Below are 19,891 nucleotides of genomic sequence, written 5' to 3'. Positions count from 1 at the left end.
CAACAGGGGATGTCCAGCATCAGGGGCAGGGACCCCCACCGCCAGCTGTCTTACGGAGATCGCCATGACCCGCACTCCCGTGAATGTCACCGTGACCGGCGCGGCCGGCCAGATCGGTTACGCGCTGCTCTTCCGCATCGCCTCCGGCCACCTGCTCGGCGCGGACGTGCCGGTCAAGCTGCGCCTCCTGGAGATCCCGCAGGGCCTCAAGGCCGCCGAGGGCACCGCCATGGAGCTCGACGACTGCGCCTTCCCGCTGCTGCGCGGCATCGAGATCACCGACGACCCGAACGTCGCCTTCGACGGCGCCAACGTCGCCCTCCTCGTCGGCGCCCGCCCGCGCACCAAGGGCATGGAGCGCGGTGACCTGCTGGAGGCCAACGGCGGCATCTTCAAGCCGCAGGGCAAGGCCATCAACGACAACGCCGCGGACGACATCAAGGTCCTCGTCGTCGGCAACCCGGCCAACACCAACGCGCTCATCGCGCAGGCCGCGGCCCCGGACGTACCGGCCGAGCGCTTCACCGCGATGACCCGCCTGGACCACAACCGGGCCATCTCGCAGCTGGCGAAGAAGACCGGCGCCCCGGTCACCGACATCAAGCGGCTCACCATCTGGGGCAACCACTCGGCGACCCAGTACCCGGACATCTTCCACGCGGAGATCGCCGGCAAGAACGCCGCCGAGGTCGTGGGCGACCAGCAGTGGCTGGCCGACGACTTCATCCCGACCGTCGCCAAGCGCGGCGCGGCGATCATCGAGGCCCGTGGCGCCTCCTCGGCCGCCTCCGCCGCGAACGCCGCGATCGACCACGTCCACACCTGGGTGAACGGCACCGCCGAGGGCGACTGGACCTCCATGGGCATCCCGTCGGACGGCTCCTACGGCGTCCCGGAGGGCCTGATCTCCTCCTTCCCGGTCACCTGCAAGGACGGCAAGTACGAGATCGTCCAGGGCCTGGACATCAACGAGTTCTCGCGCACCCGCATCGACGCCTCGGTCGCGGAGCTCGCCGAGGAGCGGGACGCGGTCCGCGGTCTCGGCCTGATCTGACCCGTACGGCGTACCAGCCGTACGGCGCACCACCCGTACGGCGTACGGAACTCACCGCCCCCGGTAGCTCTCCCGCTGCCGGGGGCGCGGTGTTTCCGGGGCGGCCGGGGTGCCGACGTACGGCCGCCGGAGCCGCAGGAACGGCAGTTCGATGGCGTGGTACGTCACGAACGACACCGCGACCGTGAGCGGGAGGGCCACCAGCAGCGTGACGGCGAAGGCGGCCCACACCGGCGGCAGGCCGCCGGGGAACCACCCCCACTCGCCGATCACCGTCAGCACCATGAAGTGCGTCAGGTACACCGAGAAGCTGACCTCCCCGAGCCGGGCGAGGGCCCGCGAGAAGGCGCCGGCGGCAGGGCCGTTCGCCACGTACGCCACGACCACCAGTGCCCACACCGCACCCTCCGCCGCACTCCAGGCCAGCTTCAGCGGGCTGTTGGAGACGAACCCGTGGACCTGGTTGAACGACCACAGCAGGCCCACCGTCAGGGCCAGGGCGACGGGCGGCAGCCACCGGGCCCGCAGCCGGTCCCTGTGGTGCACGTACACCCAGGCGGCGAGCATCCCCAGCAGGAACTGGTCGATCCGCCCGGCCAGGCCCAGGTAGAGCGACGCCGTGTGGGGTTCGGTCGCCGGACTGCTGAACCACACCAGCGCCCGCAGCAGTGACACCGCCGCCAGCAGCCGCAGCAGGGCGCCGGGCCCGCGCTCGCCGAGGAGCCGGTTGAGCAGCGGGAAGACCAGGTAGAACTGCATCTCCACGCACAGCGTCCAGAAGACGCCCCCGTACGGCTGCGCGGGCGTCGCGAACGTCAGGATGCGCACCAGGTCCTGGAAGGTGGGCAGGGCGACCTGGGTGGCCAGCCCCAGTACGGCGACGACGAGGTAGAGCGGGTAGACGCGCAGCAGCCGGTTGGTGAGGAAGCGGCCGTAGCGGACGGGCCTGCCGTACGCGCCGACGGTGAAGATGAAGCCGGACAGGACCATGAACAGCGCCACGCCCGTATGGCCTTCGAAGACGAGCGTGGCGGCCGGGTTCGACGAGTAGAGCCAGTCCGTCGCGGGGACGAAGCGGCGGCCCTCGATGCGCGCGCTCAGCAACTGGCACCCGTGGTACAGGACGACGAGCACGGCGGCGGCAGCCCGCAGGTGGTCGACGGGGGCGAGGTAGACGCGGTCGTCGCTGCTGCGCATGGACGCACCCTAGGTCGGCCCGGCGGCCCCGGCGGGGAGCGACGCCCGCACCGGTCATCCATTCGGATCATTGCGAAAGCGCTATGAGATGTAGTACTTCTTATACATGAGCGAGCAGGTGCACAACAGGCTGGCTGTGGTCCGGGCGGAGCGGAAGGTGTCGCGTCAGGCACTCGCCGACGCCCTGGGCGTCCACTACCAGACGATCGGCTACATCGAGCGGGGTCAGTACAACCCCAGCCTCGACCTGGCGTTGAAGGCGGCCCGTTATTTCGGGCTCCCGGTGGAGGCGCTGTTCTCCCTGGAGCCGTTCCAGCCGCTCACCGAAGAGGTTTACGGGGTAAACGGGAGGAAGCAATGAGCACCACCGCAACGCGCGCCGCGACGCGTCACGACCGGCGGATGTACGAGATCATGAACCGGCGGGACACGCACGCCCTGACCCGGACGGCGGCACGCAGGCGCGCCTGGGTAGCGGCGCACATCGTGCTCACCGCCACCTCGGTGGCGTTCTGGCTCGGCAGCGTCCACCTCGGCACCCTGTGGATGCCGTTCGTCCTGCTGGCCCTGATCCTGCCGTGGTGCGTCGCCATGGGAGCCATCAACGGCGCCACGCGCGGACTTCTGGAGCTGCGCGGCCACATGCTGGACGAGCGCCAGATCGTCGAGCGGGACCGGGTCCGGGCGATCGCCCACCGCATCACCCTCGGGCTGCTCCTCGCCGGGGCGGCCGGAGTGGGGCTCGCCGCGTGGCTCGGCGGGGTCCGCTTCGACGGCGCCCTGCTGTTCCCGGCGCTGTTCGCCCTGCTGGTCACGCACTGGATGCTGCCCGCGTGGGTGGCCTGCCTCCGGGTGCAGGACGACGCGCCCGACGAGGTCGCCTTCGACGACGCCCGCGACTGAGTGCGACGGCGCCGCTACCCCGGACGGGAGTGAGCAAACCCACTTTCGCGCATGCTTTCCGTTCCTCCGGGCAGGGACCCGGGTCGCCGACCACCGTCGGTGACGAGAATCGGGAACGGAAGGCAAACGCGACGTGTCGGACCAACAGACCATCCACGTGGGCGGGGAGTGGCGAGCAGCCGCCACCGGCGCCACACGCGAGATCCTCGACCCCGCCGACGCCACGACCCTCGCGGTCGTCGCGGAGGGCGGGGCCGAGGACACCGACGCCGCGATAGCCGCCGCGCGCACCGCGTTCGACCAGGGCGCCTGGCCGCGCACCCCCGTCGCCGAGCGGGCCGCGCTGCTGCGCCGTGTCGCCGACCTCCTCCAGCGCGACCGCGAGAGCCTCGGCCTGCTGGAGAGCCGTGACGCCGGAAAGACCCTGGAAGAGGGCCGCGTCGACATCGACTGCGTCACCGACGCCTTCCGCTACTTCGCCGACCTCGTCATGAACGAGAGCGGCGGCCGGGTCGTCGACGCCGGATCGCCGGACATCCACAGCGTCGTCGTCCACGAACCCGTCGGCGTCTGCGCGCTGATCACCCCCTGGAACTACCCGCTGCTCCAGGCCAGTTGGAAGATCGCCCCGGCGCTGGCGGCGGGCAACACCTTCGTGATCAAGCCGAGCGAGATCACCCCGCTGACCACCGTCGCCCTCATCCGGCTCCTCGCCGAGGCGGGACTCCCCGACGGCGTCGCCAACCTGGTCACCGGCCCCGGTGACCCCGTCGGTTCCCGGATGTCCGAACACCCCGACGTCGACCTGGTGTCGTTCACCGGCGGACTCGTCAGCGGTACGAAGGTGATGCGCGCCGCCGCCGACAGCGTCAAGAAGGTCGCCCTCGAACTGGGCGGCAAGAACCCCAACGTCGTCTTCGCCGACGCCTGCGCCACCGACGAGGGCTTCGACACCGCCGTCGACCAGGCGCTCAACGCCGCCTTCATCCACAGCGGCCAGGTCTGCTCGGCCGGCTCCCGCCTCATCGTCGAGGAGTCGCTGCGCGAGCGCTTCGTCGCCGAACTGGCCCGCCGCGCCGAGAAGATCCGCATCGGCCGCGGCACCGACAAGGGCGTCGAGTGCGGCCCCCTCGTCTCCGCGCAGCAGCTCGCCCGCACCGAGGAGTACGTCGCCTCCGCCCTCGCCGAGGGCGCCGTCCTGCGCGCCGGCGGCGAACGCCCCACCGGACCCGCCTACGGCGACGGCTACTTCTACCGCCCCACCGTCCTCGACCACTGCCACCGCGGCATGCGTGTCGTGCGGGAGGAGGTCTTCGGCCCGGTCCTCACCGTCGAGACGTTCCGCACCGAGGACGAGGCCGTCGCCCTCGCCAACGACACCGAGTACGGCCTGGCGGGCGGCGTCTGGTCCGCCGACCCCGGCCGCGCCCGGCGCGTCGCCGGACGGCTGCGCCACGGCACCGTCTGGATCAACGACTTCCACCCCTACCTGCCGCAGGCGGAGTGGGGCGGCTTCGGCAAGAGCGGCATCGGCCGCGAACTGGGACCCGCCGGACTGGCCGAGTACCGCGAGACCAAGCACGTCTACCAGAACCTCGCCCCGCGCCCCGTGCGCTGGTTCGCGGGCTGAGGCAGGGGACAGAGGACAACGCACCATGACCGACAACACCGTGTACGACTACGTCATCGTCGGAGGCGGCACCGCCGGAAGCGTCATCGCCCACCGGCTCACCGCGAACCCCGACGTCACCGTCGCCGTCATCGAGGGCGGCCCCTCCGACGTCGACCGCCCCGACGTCCTGACGCTGCGCCGCTGGATGGGCCTGCTCGGCGGCGACCTCGACTACGACTACCCCACCACCGAACAGCCGCGCGGCAACTCCCACATCCGGCACAGCCGCGCCCGCGTGCTCGGCGGCTGCTCCTCGCACAACACCCTCATCTCCTTCAAGCCGCTGCCGTCCGACTGGGACGAGTGGGAGGAGGCCGGTGCCGAGGGCTGGAACGCCGCCTCCATGGACCCGTTCTTCGACAAGCTCCTCAACAACATCGTCTCCGTCGACGAGAAGGACCGGAACGCCATCGCCCGCGACTTCGTCGACGCCGCCCAGGCCGCGCTCGGAGTCCCGTGTGTCGAGGGCTTCAACAGCAAGCCGTTCCACGAGGGCGTCGGGTTCTTCGACCTCGCGTACCACCCGGAGAACAACAAGCGCTCGTCCGCGTCGGTCGCGTACCTCCACCCCATCATGGGCGAACGCCGGAACCTGCACCTGATGCTGGAGACCTGGGCGTACAAGCTGGAGCTCGACGGCACGACGGCGACCGGCGTCCACGTCCGCGCCAAGGACGGCACCGAGCGGCTCGTCACCGCGCGCCGCGAAGTCCTCGTCTGCGCGGGCGCCGTGGACACGCCCCGGCTGCTGCTGCACTCCGGCATCGGCCCCCGCGAGGACCTCGAGAAGCTGGGCATCCCGGTCGTCCACGACCTGCCGGGCGTCGGCGAGAACCTGCTCGACCACCCCGAGTCGGTCATCGTCTGGGAGACGAACGGGCCGATCCCCGAGAACTCGGCCATGGACAGCGACGCGGGCCTCTTCGTGCGCCGCGACCCCGAGTCCAAGGGCCCGGACCTGATGTTCCACTTCTACCAGATCCCGTTCACCGACAATCCCGAGCGGCTCGGCTACCAGCGGCCCGCCCACGGCGTGTCGATGACGCCGAACATACCCAAGCCGCGCAGCCGTGGCCGCCTCTACCTCACCAGCGCGGACCCCGAGGTCAAGCCCGCCCTCGACTTCCGGTACTTCACCGACGAGGACGACTACGACGGCCGCACGCTCGTCGACGGCATCCGCATCGCCCGCGAGATAGCCAAGGCCGAGCCGCTCGCCGGCTGGCTCAAGCGCGAGGTGTGCCCGGGCCCGGACGTGACGGGCGACGAGGAGCTGAGCGAGTACGCCCGCAAGGTCGCACACACCGTCTACCACCCGGCCGGCACCTGCCGCATGGGCGCCGTGGACGACGAGCAGGCCGTCGTGGGACCCGACTTGAAGATCCGCGGGCTCGACGGCATCCGCATCGCCGACGCGTCCGTCTTCCCGACCATGCCCGCCGTCAACCCGATGATCGGGGTGCTGATGGTCGGCGAAAAAGCCGCGGAACTGCTGGGAGGCGGTGCCTGATGAGTACGACCCCGGTCGACACGACCCCCGTCGACGTGACCCCCGTCGACGTACCCCCCACCGACGCGACCCCCGCCGACACGGCCCCCGTCTTCTCCGTCGAAGGCCTGTGGAAGGTCTTCGGCCCCAAGGCCGACCGCGTCCCCGGCTCCGACCTCGCGGAACTCCCCGCCGCCGAACTGCGGGAACGCACCGGCTGCACCGCCGCCGTCCGGGACGTCTCCTTCGACGTCCGCAAGGGTGAGGTCTTCGTCGTCATGGGCCTGTCCGGCTCCGGCAAGTCCACCCTCGTACGCTGCCTGACCCGGCTCATCGAGCCCACCTCCGGCAGCGTCGCCATCGACGGCGAGGACATCCTGTCCATGGACAAGTCCCGGCTGCGCGAACTGCGCCGCCACCGCGCCGCCATGGTCTTCCAGCACTTCGGCCTGCTGCCGCACCGCTCGGTCGTCGACAACGTCGCCTACGGGCTCGAGATCCAGGGCATGGGCCGCGCCGAACGGCGCGCCAAGGCCGCCGAGGTCGTCACCAAGGTCGGCCTGGCCGGCATGGAGGACCGCAAGCCCGGCCAGCTCTCCGGCGGCCAGCAGCAGCGCGTCGGCCTCGCCCGCGCCCTCGCCGTCGACCCCGAAGTCCTGCTGTTCGACGAGCCGTTCAGCGCACTCGACCCGCTGATCCGGCGCGACATGCAGGAGGAGGTCATCCGGCTCCACCGCGAGGAGGGCCGCACGATGATCTTCATCACCCATGACCTCAACGAGGCGCTGCGCCTCGGCGACCGTATCGCGCTGATGCGCGACGGCCGGATCGTGCAGCTCGGCACGCCCGAGGAGATCGTCGGCTCGCCCGCCGACGACTACGTACGCGACTTCGTGCGCGACGTGCCGCGCGAGCAGGTGATGACCGTACGCACCGCCATGCGGCCCCCCTGTGACGCCGACGCCGACTCCGGTCCGGCCGTCGCGCCCGGCGCGACCGTGTCCGAGGCCATCGAGGCGGTCGCCCGCAGCGGCGGGCCCGTGCGGGTCGTCGACGCAGGCCGCTGCGTGGGCGTCGTCGACCACGAGGGCCTGCTGTCGGTCGTTGCGGGCGTCCCCGTGGGGAAGGCGGCGGCATGACCGCGGCTGTGACAGCCCCCGCCCAGCCCCGCCTGCCGGTCGCCGCCCGCCGGTACTGGCCGCTGGCCGCCGTCCTCGTCCTCGCCCCCCTCGGGCTGCTCCTCGCCGGTGGCGGCAGCTGGCCCGCCTCCCTCTCCGTCGACCTGTCGGGACCGCTCGGCTCCGCCAGCGACTGGATCGTCGACAACCGCGACAGCCACCCGCTGTTCCTCTACTTCTTCGGGCACATCAGCAACGCCGTCGTCCTCGCCGTGCGCGGCGTCTACCTGGTGCTGCTCGCCGCCGGCTGGGCCGGCGTCACCGCCGCCGCCGGGCTCGTCGCCTGGCGGGTGGCGGGCCCCCGTCTGGCGCTCACCGCCGTCGCCGCGTTCGCCGTCTGCGGGCTGCTCGGCATGTGGGTGCCCACCATGCAGACCCTCGCCCTCATGGTCGTCGCCGTCGCCGCGTCCGTGGTCCTCGGCGCGGCCCTCGGCCTCGCCGCCGGGCTGTCGGACCGTACGTACCGGGCGCTGCGGCCCGTGCTCGACACCATGCAGGTGCTGCCCGCCTTCGCCTACCTGCTCCCCGTGGTGCTGGTCTTCGGCATCGGCGTCCCGGCGGCCGTCCTCGCGACCGTCGTGTACGCCGCCCCGCCCATGGCCCGCCTCACCGCGCTGGGCCTGCGCGCCGCCGACCCCGGCGTCCTGGAGGCGTCGGCCTCCCTCGGTGCCACGGGCAGGCAGCGGCTGCTCACCGCCCGCCTCCCGCTGGCCCGCAAGGAGCTCCTCCTCGGCGTCAACCAGTCGATCATGATGGCCCTGTCGATGGCGGTCATCGCGTCCGTCATCGGCGCGGGCGGCCTCGGCGACCGCGTCTACCAGGCCCTCGCGTCCGTCGACGTGGGCGCGGCGCTGGCCGCCGGTGTCCCGATCGTGCTGCTCGCCGTGGTCATGGACCGTACGGCCACGGGCGCGCGGACGCGGGACGGTTCGGGACGCGGCCTGCTCGCCGGCGGCGCCGCCGTGGTCGCCGTCGCCGTCACCGGCCGCCTCACCGGCGGACTCACCTGGCCCGGGGCGTGGCACGTCGACATCGCCGAGCCCGTCAACCGGGCCGTCGACTGGATGACCGCCCACCTCTACTCGGGCGTCCCCGTCATCGGCGGCACCGCCGACTGGGCCGCGCACTTCACCGGCTGGGTGCTCGACCCGGTACGGGACGGCCTCCAGGCCCTGCCCTGGTGGGCGCTGCTGCTGCTCGTCGGCGCCCTCGCACTGCTCGTCGGCACGTGGCGCACCGCGCTGACGGCCGTCGCCGCGCTGGCCGCCATCGGTGTCCTGGGCGTGTGGGACGCGTCGCTCGACACCCTCTCCCAAGTGCTGGCCGCCGTGGCCGTCACGCTGGTGCTCGGCTTCGGCATCGCGGTGGGCGCCGCGCGCAGCGCCCGTGTGGAGCGGATGCTGCGCCCCGTCCTGGACGTGTTCCAGACCATGCCGCAGTTCGTGTACCTGATCCCGGTGGTCGCCCTGTTCGGCGTGGGCCGCGCCCCGGCGGTCGCCGCCGCCGTGGTGTACGCCCTGCCCGCCGTCGTCCGCATCACCACCCAGGGCCTGCGCGGCGTCGACCCGGTCGCGCTGGAGTCCGCCCGCTCGCTGGGCGCCAGCGGCTGGCAGCAACTACGCCAGGTCCAGCTCCCGCTGGCCCGTCCGGCGCTGCTGCTGGCCGTCAACCAGGCGGTCGTCCTCGTCCTCGCCGTCGTCATCATCGGCGGCCTGGTGGGCGGTGGCGCACTCGGTTACGACGTGGTCTTCGGCCTCGCCCAGGGCGACCTGGCGACGGGCCTGGTCGCGGGCGCCGCGATCGTCTGCCTGGGCCTGATGCTCGACCGGGTCACCCAGCCGACCCGAAAGGAGGCCCGGCATGCGTAAACGCATCATGGCGCCGCTGATCGCCGCCCTGACCCTGCTTCCCCTGACCGCCTGCGGCGCGGCCGACATGACCAAGCAGGCGTCCCCGTACGCCGCCGCGCAGGGCGCGAAGACGGTGACCCTGTCGGTGCAGTCGTGGGTGGGCGCCCAGGCGAACGTCGCCGTGGCGAAGTACCTGCTGGAACACGAGCTGGGCTACCGCGTCGACACCGTCCAGGTCGACGAGGTGCCCGCCTGGGACGCCCTCAGCCAGGGCCGGGTGGACGCCCTCCTGGAGGACTGGGGCCACCCGGAGCAGGAACAGCGGTACGTCAAGGACAAGAAGACCATCGCGCCCGGCGGCGAACTGGGCGTCACCGGCCACATCGGCTGGTTCGTCCCCACGTACTTCGCCAAGGCCCACCCGGACGTCACCGACTGGAAGAACCTCAACAAGTACGCCGACCAGCTCCGCACGGCGGAGAGCGGCGGCAAGGGCCAGTTGCTGGACGGCTCCCCGTCGTACATCACGAACGACAAGGCGCTGGTGAAGAACCTCGGCCTGGACTACAAGGTCGTCTTCGCGGGCTCCGAGGCGGCGCAGATCACCCAGATCAAGCAGTTCGCCAAGGAGAAGAAGCCCTTCCTGACGTACTGGTACAAGCCGCAGTGGCTGTTCGAGAAGGTGCCGATGACGGAGGTGAAGCTGCCCGCGTACAAGGAGGGCTGCGACGCCGACCCGGAGAAGGTCGCCTGTGCCTACCCCCACACCCCGCTCCAGAAGTTCCTGAACGCCGACTTCGCCAAGAAGGGCGGGAAGGCGGCCGCCTTCCTGAAGAACTTCCGCTGGACGACGGAGGCGCAGAACGACGTGGCGCTGATGATCGCCGAGCAGAAGCTCTCGCCGGAGGCGGCGGCGAAGAAGTGGGTCGAGGAGAACGAGCCGACCTGGCGGGCGTGGCTGCCGTAGCCGCTCACGCGGGGCCCGGCGGAGCCGGGACCCGCGGACGGGCTCCCTCGCAGGAGCCCGTCCCGGCGTCGCCCCCTGTGGGCGCCGCCGCAGGCGCGGTGCGGGGTGCCAACGGCGGCGGCGCGCGGCCGCCGGCCCCTTCGTGGGCGCCGGCCCCGGTGCCGCCCCGGGGCCCTGGCGCGGTGACGCCCGCCGGGGCGGGGGCGCCGTATGGCGGAGGCGGGGATGCCGTATGGCCGGGGCGGCTACCGCAGGAGCCACTTCCTGGTGAGCTGCAGCACCTCGGCACGGCTGCGGGCGCCGTGGTCGGCGGCGATGAAGTGGTTGCCGATCCGCAGCGAGAAGGTGATCAGGCAGCGCGCCTCGACGTCGTCCTCGTCGGGGCAGAAGGCGCCGAACAGCGCGCGCAGGTAGTCCATGCGCCGGTTGTCGACGCGGCGCAGGCGCTCGGCTACGTCCTCGTCGCGCCGGGCCCAGTCGCGGATAGCCAGTTCGGCGGTGGTGCCCGTCATCGGGCTGTCGCCCGACCCGGTGATCGTGAACAGCCGTCCCAGCTTGGCCCTGGCGTCCCCGCCGCCGCTCTCCACCCGTTCGATCACGTTCTCGGTGACCTCGCGCTCCCAGGTGTCGAGGATCTCGGTGAGCAGCGCGCCCCGGTTGCGGAAGTACCCGTAGAAGCCACCCTTGCTGACGCCCAGGGCCGTCGCCAGCGCCTCGATGCGGACCGCTTCGGGGCCGCCGGCGGACAGCGCCCGGAGGCCCTCCTCGATCCACTTGCCGCGCGGGGTGCGGGCGGTGGCCATGGTGTGTCTCCCCTCACGTCCCCCCAAAATCTATACGGGGGCGTATAGATGGGGCTAGCCTTGATCTATACGCCATCGTATAGACAGGGGTCCCCGCATGAGGCTGCCCACGACCGCACACACCACCCGTCCCTGGCGGATCCACGAGATCGCCGGTGACTTCGACGTCGAGGACGTGTGGGCGCTGCCCACGCCGGGCGGGCCCGACGACCTCCCGTACCTGGTGCGCCAGATCACCGAGGGCGCCGGGGACGGGACGACCATCTCCTCGCCCGTGTACCGCGGGCTCTTCGCGCTCCGCTGGAAGCTCGGCAAGCTCTTCGGCTGGGACAAGCCCGACGACGGTCTCGGCACCCGGGTGGGGACGCTGCGCGACCGGCTGCCGGCCGACCTGCTCGAGGCACCCCGGGGACCCGACCCGCGTTCCGTCCCGTTCCGGTCCGTCTACCAGCTGCACGACGAGTGGGCGGCCGAGCTCGCCAACCGGACCGTGCACGCGGTGATGCACATCGGCTGGGTCCCCGCCGAGGACGGCGGCCACCGCGGCCAGATGGCCGTCCTGGTCAAGCCGAACGGGTTCTTCGGCAGCCTCTACATGGCCGGCATCAAGCCCTTCCGGTACGTCGGGGTGTACCCGGCGCTGTTCCGGGCGATGGGCCGCCAGTGGCAGGCGACCGCCGGGGAGCGGAACACGGACTGACCCGGGGCCGGGGGCGGTCGTTCAGCCGAGGTCGTCGAACATCGACAGCAGGGCCTGCTCGTCCGGCTCCGGGGCGGGCCGGCCGGTGTGCGGCACCTGCTCGGCCCAGACCGTCTTGCCCTGGGGCATGAAGCGGGCGCCCCAGCTCTTGGTGAACTGGGCCACCAGGAACAGGCCCCGCCCGCCCTCCTCGGTGGTGGCCGCGCGGCGGATGCGCGGGGAGGTGTTGCTGCGGTCGGAGACCTCGCAGATCAGCGAACCGTTGCGCAGCAGCCTCAGGTTCACCGGGCCGCTGCCGCCGTACCGCACCGCGTTGGTGAACAGTTCGCTGACCACCAGGCCGGTGCTGAAGTCCAGCTCCGTCAGACCCCACTCGGCGAGCTGGTGGTGCGTCAGCTCACGGGCCCTCGCCACCATCGAGGGGTCGGAGGGCAGCTCCCACGACGCCACCCGGTCGTCCGGCAGGGCGTGCACGCGGGCCAGGAGGAGCGCCACGTCGTCGCGCGGGCCGTCGGGCAACAGGGTGCCCGTGACCCGGTCGCAGATGTGCTCCAGTGACGCTTCGGCCCCGGTGAGCGAAGCAAGGAGCTGAGCGGTGCGGGCGTCGGTGTCGGTGCCGCCGAGACCGCGGCTCTCCTTGAGCAGGCCGTCGGTGTAGAGCGCCAGCAGGCTGCCCTCCGGAAGGTCCACACCGGCCGACTCGTACGGCTGGACCCCGCCGAGCCCGAGCGGCGGGGCGGCCGGCAGGTCGAGCAGCCGGGGCGGACCGTCCGGCGGCAGCACCGCGGGCGGCGGGTGACCGGCCCTGGCGGCCGTGCACCGGCAGGAGACCGGGTCGTACACGGCGTACAGGCAGGTCGCCGCGGTCGCCGGGTCCTCCTCGTCGGTGGGCCCCCGGCTGACCAGGTCGTCCAGGTGGGTCAGCACCTCCTCGGGCGGCAGGTCCAGGGCAGCCAGGGTGTGCACCGCCGTGCGCAGCCGGCCCATGGTGGCCGCCGCCTGGAGCCCCTGCCCGGCGACATCCCCGACGACCAGGGCCACGCGCATCCCGGACAGCGGGATCGCGTCGAACCAGTCCCCGCCCACACCCGCCCTGGCATCGGCCGGCAGGTAACGGGACGCGAGGTCGGCGGCGGTCAGCCGGGGCATGTCGCGCGGCAGCAGGCTCCGCTGGAGGGTCAGGGAGGAATGGTGCTCACGGCTGTAGCGGCGGGCGTTGTCCAGGCTGACGGCGGTACGGGCCGCCAGCTCGCCCGCGAGCGCCAGATCGTCCTGCTCGTACGGTCGGGTCCGACCGCGCCGGTAGAACCCCGCCAGGCCCAGGACGGCGCCCCGGGCGCACAGCGGGGCACCCAGGTAGGAGTGCGCGCCCTCGCCGAGCAGGTCCACGGGGTGCTCCACGGCGGGCGGGGGCCCGGCCGGGGAGCCGGTCAGCACCGCGTCCGTCACCGGCCGCCCGGTGGCGAGCGCCCGGGCCTGCGCGCTTCCGGACGGGTAGGTCACCGCCTCGTCGACACCGCCGGCCCGCACGCCGCGCGAGTCCTCGCCCGCCCAGGCCGCCACCTGGCGCAGCGCCGCGCCCGTGCCCGGCCGCCCCGCCGGGGGTTCCTCGCCCGCGAGGGCGCCCTCCACCAGGTCGACCACGACGAGGTCGGCGAACCGCGGCACGGCGATCTCCGCAAGCTCCTCGGCGGTGCGCCGCATGTCCAGGGTGGTGCCGACGCGGACGCCCGCCTCGTTGAGCAGCGACAACCGCCCGCGCGCCTCGGCGGCCAGGCGGCCGACGCCCGGCTCGCCCACCAGCAGCAGCCACGCGTCGGTGCGGTCGCCGACGGCGTCCGTGGGGCCCGACGCACCCGACGCGTCGGGCGGGCCGCCGAGCAGCGGGACGTCCCGGCCGTCCGGGGCGGTTGTGGTGGCCCCCGTACCGTCGCCGGCGTCGCCGCCACCGCCACCACGGGTGTCCGCGAAGCTGACCTCGACCGCCGCGCCCTCCGCGTCACCGTGGTGCAGCTCCTGGCGGCGCAGGGTCGCCACGCGGCCACCCGCCAGCGGGACCTCGGCGAACGCCTCGCCGGGGGAGCCGATCAGCTCGATGGCGCTCTCCAGCAGCGCCAGCCGCTCCTCCGGGGCAAGCCGGGGGGCCGCCGCGCCGAGGGGCGCGAGCTCGCCCGAGTCGAGGTGGAGCCGGGCGTGCTCGCCGCGCCTGCGGGCGTGGAGGAAGGAGCTCATCAGGTTGCGCTCCCTGGCCGTGCTCAGGTCCAGCAGGCGCTCCGCGATGCGGTCGGTGGCGTCCTGGAGGGCCACCGCCATCCCCGGCTCGGCCAGCTCCCTGGGTACGGAGAGGTTGACCGCGCCCTGCACGGTGCCGCCCACCGGGTCGCGCACCGGGGCGGCCATGCAGGTCAGCTCCTTGAGGTTGTGGAGGAAGTGCTCGTGCCCGACGACCATGAAGGGTGCCCTGGTGCTCAGCACCATGCTGACGCTGCTCGTGCCCATGAACCGCTCGTCGACATTGGCGCCCGGCACCAGGGAGGCGGCGTCCATCAGCTCCAGCCCCACCGGGTCGCCCCGCCGGTCCACGATGTTCGCCTGGGCGTCGGCCAGCGTCACGGTGACGGGCAGGCCCGAGAACCGCTCGCACAGCTGGTCCAGCACCGGCGCGGCGGCCCTGATGAGCCGGGAATCCGGATCGCGGTCGCTCCCGACCGGCAAGGTGGCACCCTCGGTGTCGATCCCGAGGGACCGCGAGCGCCGCCAGGAGGCAAGGATCTCCGGACGCACTCCGCCGTCGGGCGGCCTCTGCTCACCGCGATCATCCACAAACCCAGGATAATCGGGCAATGCGGACGTCAGCTCGCCGCGAGCGTCTCCGGGTCGATGACCTTGGTGTTCTGCGCGGCGGCGACCCGCCAGACGCCGTCGTCCTTGGCCAGCACGTACAGCGGCGTGCCGGGCACGGCGTCGGGATTCCCGGCCACCAGCGCGGCCGGGTCCGCCTGCCCGCGGAACACCTCGTCCAGCCGCTTCCCGTCCCGGGTGACCGGGCGCTGCCGGACCTTGACCGCGGCGACGTCCGGGCGGACGAACAGGATGTGCTCGACCTCGTAGGTGGCGGTCACGTCGTGGTCGATCGTGCCGGGGAGGACCGCGTGCGTGAAAGCGCTGATCTCCTCGAAACCGGTCAGCCGCTTCCCGTGCGCCGTGGTCCAGAACGCGTCCTCGCGGAAACCGCTCATGAAGGCGTCGGGAAGGGCGTTCTGCTGCGCGTGCTGGACGCCGGCGACGAACGCGACGATGGCGTCCACGTCGGCCTGCGGGACGGCGACTCCGGTGACCTGGGGGCTCATGACGTCTCTCCTGACAAGTGCGCGGGCTTGGTTGCACGCTCCAGCCTGCGACCTCAACCTCGGTCGAGGTCAAGCCGGTTCGGGATCACGGCCGACGGTCCGGTTCGGGATCAGGGGCCGACGGCCCGAGTTCGGGATCAGGGGCCGACGGTCCCGTCGACGCCCTCGCGGAGGAAGTCCGCGTGTCCGTTGTGGCGCGCGTACTCGTGGATCAGGTGCAGCATGACGTGCCGCAGGGACACATCGACGTTCCAACGGGCGTTGTGGCCCGTGACGTCGAGCGACGGGGCGGACTCCTCGATCCGGCGGGCGTGTTCGACCTCCGCCTCCCAGGCGGCGAACGCCTCCGACCGGGTCGACCCCGTCGGGTCGTACGCCACCTGGTAGTCGTCGGTCGTCGACCACACCAGCGGGACGTCCTCGCCGTTGATGGTCCGGCGGAACCAGGCGCGCTCCACCTCCGCCATGTGCCGCACCAGGCCGAGGAGGGAGAGCGTCGACGGGGGCATGGAACGGCACCGCAGGTCCTCGTCCGCGAGGCCCTCGCACTTCATGGCCAGCGTGGCGCGGTGGTAGTTCAGGAAGGCGCGGAGCATCTCGCGCTCGTCACCGACCAGAGGGGGGTCGATGCGTTCGGTCGTCACGAGAAGGTCCCTTCGAAGTGCCCGGCGTCCATACGTGGTTGGCCCCAGGATGGATCACCGCGCCCGCGCGGCCCAGCGGATATCGGCCGCCGTCCGCCGCGGACGGGCCGGATACCGGTGGCCCCGGCGGGGCGTACCCGTCTAGGGTCACCGTCATGGCGATCATGGGGGCACACGACATCGACGAAGCGGTCGAGGTCACCGCCCGCGCGCTGCGCGGCGTGGCGGACCGGGACTGGTCCGGGCCGGCGGCCGGGCTGGAGTGGAGCTGCCACGACACGGCCGTCCACATCGCCGACGACTTCACCGGCTACGCCACCCAGCTGACCGGCCGCGCCACCGACTCCTACGCCCCCTTCGAGATCACGGCCGCGCCGGGCACCACCCCCACCGGACTGGTCCGCGTCATCGAGGCCACCGGCGGGCTCCTGTCCGCCGCCGTCCGCACCACGCCCCACGACGTGCGCGCCTGGCACCCCTCCGGCATGGCCGGGGCGGACGGCTTCGCGGCGATGGGCGTCGTCGAGGTGCTCCTGCACACGTACGACATCCTCGGCGCCCTCGACGCCCCCGGCTGGCGGCCGCCCGACCACCTGAGCGCCCGCGTCCTGGACCGCCTCTTCCCGCACGTCCCGCGCACCGAGGACCCGTGGCGGACCCTGCTGTGGGCCACAGGTCGCGCCGACCTGGACGACGCGGCGAAGCCGGTGGCCTGGCGCTGGTACAACGACCCGGTCCGGGCGGACAGACTCCTGCTGTGCGAGGTGTCCCCGAACGTGGGCGCCGACCTCCACGGCGGCGGCAACGGCGGATTCACCTGGGCGGACGGCGGCCCGCCGGAGGGCACCCGGATCGCCGGCCGGCTGGTGGCCGAGGCGCGCGAGGCGGGGACCTACCGCCCCGGCTGGGGCCCCTACGCCATCGTCCGCGCCTCCGACCGCCGCGCGCTCGGCGCCATCGGCTTCCACGCCGCCCCGGACGCCGACGGCCGCGCCGAGATCGGCTACGACCTGGTGGAGGGCGCCCGCGGGAACGGCTACGCCACCGAGGCCCTGCGCGCCCTCGCCGACTGGGCGTTCGCCCGGCCGGAGACCGGCGTGCTGCGCGCCGTCGTCGACCACGGCAACGACCCGTCGCACGGGGTCGTCACCCGTGCCGGATTCACCAGGGTCGCCGAGGACGCGGACCGTGCCGTCTACGAACTGCGCCGCACCTGACCGGCGATGTCCCGCACGGCCGCCATCGCGCGGTGCATCAGCCCCGGGCCGAACGTGACACGGGTGGCGCCCAGCCGCCCCAGCTCCCGGACGGACGGACCGCCGGGCAGGTGCGCCACGTTGAGGGGCCCCTCGATCCGGGAGCGCAGCAGCGGCAGGTGCTCCGGCGGGACGCCGATGGGGTACACGCAGTCCGCCCCCGCCCCGACGTACAGCCGCGCCCGGGCGATCGCCTCCTCCGGGTCGGCGACGCCCCGCAGGAAGCTGTCCACCCGGGCGTTCACGAACAGCGCGCCGCCCGCGGCCTCCCGCACCTGAGCCAGCCGGTCGGCGTGCGCCCGCGGGTCCAGCAGCACGCCGCCCCGGGAGTCCTCCAGGTTCACACCGACCGCGCCGGCCTCCAGGACCCGGTCGACCAACTCCTCGGCCGCGAGGCCGTAACCGCCCTCCACGTCCGCCGTCACCGGCACGGACACCGACCGGGTGATCCGGGCGACGGCCGCGAACATCTCGTCCGCGGGCGTCGCCCCGTCCTCGTACCCCAGCGACGCCGCCACCGCCGCGGACGGTGTGGCGAGGGCCGGGAAGCCCGCCTCCTCGAAGGCGCGGGCGCTCGCCGCGTCCCACGGGCCGGGCAGGACCAGGGGGCCCCGCCCGGGGTCGCGGCCGTGGTGCAGGGCGCGCAGCACCCCGACGGCACCGGTCACTTGGCCGACCCGCCGAACTGCCCCGGCGTGTAGTGGCCCGGCACCAGCCGGCACGTGACGGCGAACCGGTTCCAGGCGTTGATGACGGTGATCGCGGCGATCAACTGGGCCAGTTCCTTCTCGTCGAACTGCTTCGCCGCCTTCTCGTACACCTCGTCCGGGACGAAACCGTCCGTCAGGACCGTGACCGCCTCCGTCAGTTCAATCGCCGCCAGCTCCCTCTCGGTGTAGAAGTGGCGCGACTCCTCCCAGGCGCTGAGCTGGATGATCCGCTCGGCCGACTCACCGGCCGCCAGCGCGTCCTTGGTGTGCATGTCCAGGCAGTACGCGCAGTGGTTGAGCTGCGAGGCGCGGATCTTGACCAGCTCCAGGAGCACCGGGTCGACGCCCTGCCGTGCGGCGGCGTCCAGCCGGATCATGGCCTTGAACACCTCGGGCGCGTGCTCGGTCCAGGAGAGGCGGGGGGTGTGCTCGGTCGTCTGCGTCTCTGTCGTCATGGGTACGACCGTACGGGGAGTGTGGCGCACCGGTATGGTCCACTTCCATGACGGATTCCTGGGCCACTTTCGGGGCGGACCTCCATCTGGAACTGCGGGGCACCGGGCTGCGGTCGGGGCTGATGGAGGCGCTGCGGGAGGCCGTTCGGACCGGGCGGCTGGCGCCCGGGACGCGGTTGCCGTCCTCCCGGTCGCTCGCCGCCGACCTGGGCGTCGCCCGCAACACGGTCGCCGACGCGTACGCCGAGCTGGTCGCCGAGGGCTGGCTCACCGCCCGGCAGGGCTCCGGTACGCGGGTGGCCCGGCGCGCGGCCCCCCGCCCCGGCCCGGCCGCCGGGCACCGCGCCCCAGCGCGCGGGGGTGCGCCGACCGCCCCGGTGCCGCCCCGGCGCCCTCCGGTACGCCGCCCTCCCACGCACACCCTGTACCCCGGCTCGCCCGACCTCGGGTCCTTCCCGCGCGCCGAGTGGCTCAGGGCGGCCCGCCGCGCCCTGACGTCCGCCCCGCACGAGGCACTCGGCTACGGCGGACCACACGGCCGCATCGAGCTGCGCACCGTCCTCGCCGACTACCTGGCACGCGCCAGAGGCGTGTACGCCGACCCTGACCGCATCGTCGTCTGCTCCGGTTTCGTCCACGGCCTGCGGCTGATGGCGCAGGTGCTGCGGGGCCGCAGGGTGCGGGACGTGGCCGTCGAGTCGTACGGGCTCGACATCCACTGGAACCTGCTCGCCGAGGCGGGCCTGCGTACGCCCGCGCTGCCCTTCGACGAACACGGCACCCGTACCGGCGAGTTGGACCGCCGGGGCGCGGTGCTCATCACGCCCGCGCACCAGTTCCCGCTCGGGGGCGCCCTGCCGCCGGACCGGCGCGCCGCCGCCGTCGACTGGGCGCGGCGGACGGGCGCGCTGATCCTGGAGGACGACTACGACGGCGAGTTCCGCTACGACCGCCAGCCGGTCGGCGCCCTCCAGGGCCTCGACCCTGAGAGGGTCGTCTACCTCGGTACGGCGAGCAAGTCCCTGACGCCCGGACTGCGGCTCGGGTGGATGGTCCTGCCGGAGGGCCTGGTGGGCGACGTGCTGGCGGCGAAGGGCCACTCCGAGTGGGTGTCGAGCGCGCTGGACCAGCTGACGCTGGCGGAGTTCATCCGCTCGGGCGCCTACGACCGGCACGTACGGGGCATGCGGCTGCGCTACCGCCGGCGGCGCGACCAGCTCGTGGCCGCGCTCGCCGAACGGGCGCCGGCCATCCGCGTGAGCGGCATCGCGGCCGGGCTCCACGCCGTACTGGAGCTCCCGCCCGGGACCGAACGGTCCGTGGTCCAGGCCGCGTCCTGGCAGGGCCTGGCCGTCCAGGGCTTGGACGGCTTCCGCCACCCGGACGCACCGCCCGGCCGCGACGCCCTGGTGGTCGGCTACGCCACCCCCACGGACAGCGCCTGGTCCGGCGCCCTGGACGCCCTCTGCCGCGCCCTCCCGTGACGGTACCGGCGGGCCGCCCCTCTCACGCCCCGGGAGGCGCTCTTCTCACCGCCCGGGAGCCGCTCTTGTCACCCGCCCCGGGCGGCGCCGCGTTCATGCCCCGGCGGGCCCCTGTTCATGCCCCGGCGGGCCCCTCTCACCGCCCCGGGCGGCGCCGTGCTCTCACCGCCGTGGGCGGT

18 protein-coding genes are annotated in these 19,891 nt (G+C 73.2%); 11 read left to right on the top strand and 7 right to left on the bottom strand.

The window, feature by feature from the left end; translation table 11 throughout:
- Positions 1-64 precede the first annotated feature (64 nt).
- Positions 65-1,054: a malate dehydrogenase gene (locus ACZ6C1_RS26275; protein ID WP_469243811.1), complete on the top strand. Its 990-nt coding sequence runs from the start codon at positions 65-67 to the stop codon at positions 1,052-1,054.
- 51 nt (positions 1,055-1,105) lie between these two features.
- On the opposite strand, the gene ACZ6C1_RS26270 is transcribed toward ACZ6C1_RS26275, so the two are convergent.
- On the bottom strand, positions 1,106-2,251 hold the full coding sequence (locus tag ACZ6C1_RS26270; protein ID WP_469243809.1) for an acyltransferase family protein: 1,146 nt from the start codon (positions 2,249-2,251) through the stop codon (positions 1,106-1,108).
- 106 nt (positions 2,252-2,357) lie between these two features.
- Here ACZ6C1_RS26270 and ACZ6C1_RS26265 point away from each other — a divergent pair, with 106 nt between their 5' ends.
- The 7 genes from ACZ6C1_RS26265 (at position 2,358) to ACZ6C1_RS26235 (ending at position 10,310) form a co-directional block, all read left to right on the top strand.
- The gene (locus tag ACZ6C1_RS26265) at positions 2,358-2,612 is read left to right on the top strand and encodes a helix-turn-helix transcriptional regulator (protein ID WP_469243807.1); all 255 of its coding nucleotides are present in this window, start codon (positions 2,358-2,360) and stop codon (positions 2,610-2,612) included.
- On the top strand, positions 2,609-3,154 hold the full coding sequence (locus tag ACZ6C1_RS26260; protein ID WP_469243805.1) for a hypothetical protein: 546 nt from the start codon (positions 2,609-2,611) through the stop codon (positions 3,152-3,154). The genes ACZ6C1_RS26265 and ACZ6C1_RS26260 overlap by 4 nt, the downstream gene beginning before the upstream one ends.
- 133 nt (positions 3,155-3,287) lie before the next feature.
- Complete coding sequence (locus ACZ6C1_RS26255) at positions 3,288-4,784, top strand: aldehyde dehydrogenase family protein (RefSeq protein ID WP_469243803.1); 1,497 nt, start codon at positions 3,288-3,290, stop codon at positions 4,782-4,784.
- A 25-nt stretch (positions 4,785-4,809) separates the two neighbouring features.
- Positions 4,810-6,336 (top strand): GMC family oxidoreductase, encoded by a 1,527-nt coding sequence (locus tag ACZ6C1_RS26250; RefSeq protein WP_469243802.1) that lies wholly within the window; start codon positions 4,810-4,812, stop codon positions 6,334-6,336.
- Positions 6,336-7,454, top strand: coding sequence for a quaternary amine ABC transporter ATP-binding protein (locus ACZ6C1_RS26245; protein WP_469243800.1), 1,119 nt, complete (start codon positions 6,336-6,338; stop codon positions 7,452-7,454). The genes ACZ6C1_RS26250 and ACZ6C1_RS26245 overlap by 1 nt, the downstream gene beginning before the upstream one ends.
- Complete coding sequence (locus ACZ6C1_RS26240; protein ID WP_469243799.1) at positions 7,451-9,361, top strand: ABC transporter permease subunit; 1,911 nt, start codon at positions 7,451-7,453, stop codon at positions 9,359-9,361. Before ACZ6C1_RS26245 ends, ACZ6C1_RS26240 begins: the two co-directional genes overlap by 4 nt.
- Entirely contained in the window at positions 9,354-10,310 is a 957-nt protein-coding gene (locus ACZ6C1_RS26235) for an ABC transporter substrate-binding protein (protein ID WP_469243798.1), read from the top strand. The genes ACZ6C1_RS26240 and ACZ6C1_RS26235 overlap by 8 nt, the downstream gene beginning before the upstream one ends.
- A 245-nt stretch (positions 10,311-10,555) precedes the next feature.
- Here the strand turns inward: ACZ6C1_RS26235 and ACZ6C1_RS26230 are convergent, their stop codons facing one another.
- Positions 10,556-11,113, bottom strand: a complete 558-nt coding sequence (locus tag ACZ6C1_RS26230; RefSeq protein WP_469243797.1) for a TetR/AcrR family transcriptional regulator — start codon at positions 11,111-11,113, stop codon at positions 10,556-10,558.
- A 97-nt stretch (positions 11,114-11,210) separates the two neighbouring features.
- Between ACZ6C1_RS26230 and ACZ6C1_RS26225 the strand changes: the two genes are divergently transcribed.
- Entirely contained in the window at positions 11,211-11,813 is a 603-nt protein-coding gene (locus ACZ6C1_RS26225; RefSeq protein ID WP_469243796.1) for a DUF2867 domain-containing protein, read from the top strand.
- Positions 11,814-11,834: 21 nt separating this feature from the next.
- Here the strand turns inward: ACZ6C1_RS26225 and ACZ6C1_RS26220 are convergent, their stop codons facing one another.
- From ACZ6C1_RS26220 to ACZ6C1_RS26210, 3 genes are all read right to left on the bottom strand, one after another.
- Positions 11,835-14,636 carry a SpoIIE family protein phosphatase gene (locus ACZ6C1_RS26220; RefSeq protein WP_469243795.1) on the bottom strand — a complete coding sequence of 934 codons (2,802 nt, stop codon included), beginning with the start codon at positions 14,634-14,636 and terminating at the stop codon, positions 11,835-11,837.
- 29 nt (positions 14,637-14,665) lie between these two features.
- Positions 14,666-15,163 (bottom strand): SgcJ/EcaC family oxidoreductase, encoded by a 498-nt coding sequence (locus ACZ6C1_RS26215; RefSeq protein ID WP_469243794.1) that lies wholly within the window; start codon positions 15,161-15,163, stop codon positions 14,666-14,668.
- A 137-nt stretch (positions 15,164-15,300) separates the two neighbouring features.
- Positions 15,301-15,807, bottom strand: coding sequence for a DinB family protein (locus tag ACZ6C1_RS26210; RefSeq protein WP_469243793.1), 507 nt, complete (start codon positions 15,805-15,807; stop codon positions 15,301-15,303).
- A 155-nt stretch (positions 15,808-15,962) separates the two neighbouring features.
- Here ACZ6C1_RS26210 and ACZ6C1_RS26205 point away from each other — a divergent pair, with 155 nt between their 5' ends.
- Positions 15,963-17,024, top strand: a complete 1,062-nt coding sequence (locus ACZ6C1_RS26205; RefSeq protein ID WP_469243792.1) for a GNAT family N-acetyltransferase — start codon at positions 15,963-15,965, stop codon at positions 17,022-17,024.
- On the opposite strand, the gene ACZ6C1_RS26200 is transcribed toward ACZ6C1_RS26205, so the two are convergent.
- Positions 17,003-17,731 carry an isocitrate lyase/PEP mutase family protein gene (locus ACZ6C1_RS26200; RefSeq protein ID WP_469243791.1) on the bottom strand — a complete coding sequence of 243 codons (729 nt, stop codon included), beginning with the start codon at positions 17,729-17,731 and terminating at the stop codon, positions 17,003-17,005. The genes ACZ6C1_RS26205 and ACZ6C1_RS26200 overlap by 22 nt on opposite strands.
- The gene (locus ACZ6C1_RS26195) at positions 17,728-18,228 is read right to left on the bottom strand and encodes a carboxymuconolactone decarboxylase family protein (RefSeq protein ID WP_469243789.1); all 501 of its coding nucleotides are present in this window, start codon (positions 18,226-18,228) and stop codon (positions 17,728-17,730) included. Before ACZ6C1_RS26195 ends, ACZ6C1_RS26200 begins: the two co-directional genes overlap by 4 nt.
- 47 nt (positions 18,229-18,275) lie before the next feature.
- Between ACZ6C1_RS26195 and pdxR the strand changes: the two genes are divergently transcribed.
- On the top strand, positions 18,276-19,712 hold the full coding sequence (gene pdxR / locus ACZ6C1_RS26190; protein WP_469243787.1) for a MocR-like pyridoxine biosynthesis transcription factor PdxR: 1,437 nt from the start codon (positions 18,276-18,278) through the stop codon (positions 19,710-19,712).
- The last annotated feature ends 179 nt before the right edge of the window (positions 19,713-19,891 follow it).

This window comes from Streptomyces sp. NPDC041796 (assembly GCF_055590785.1).
The sequence above is the reverse complement of the archived record's forward strand: the minus strand, read 5'-3'. Positions and strand labels throughout refer to the sequence as shown.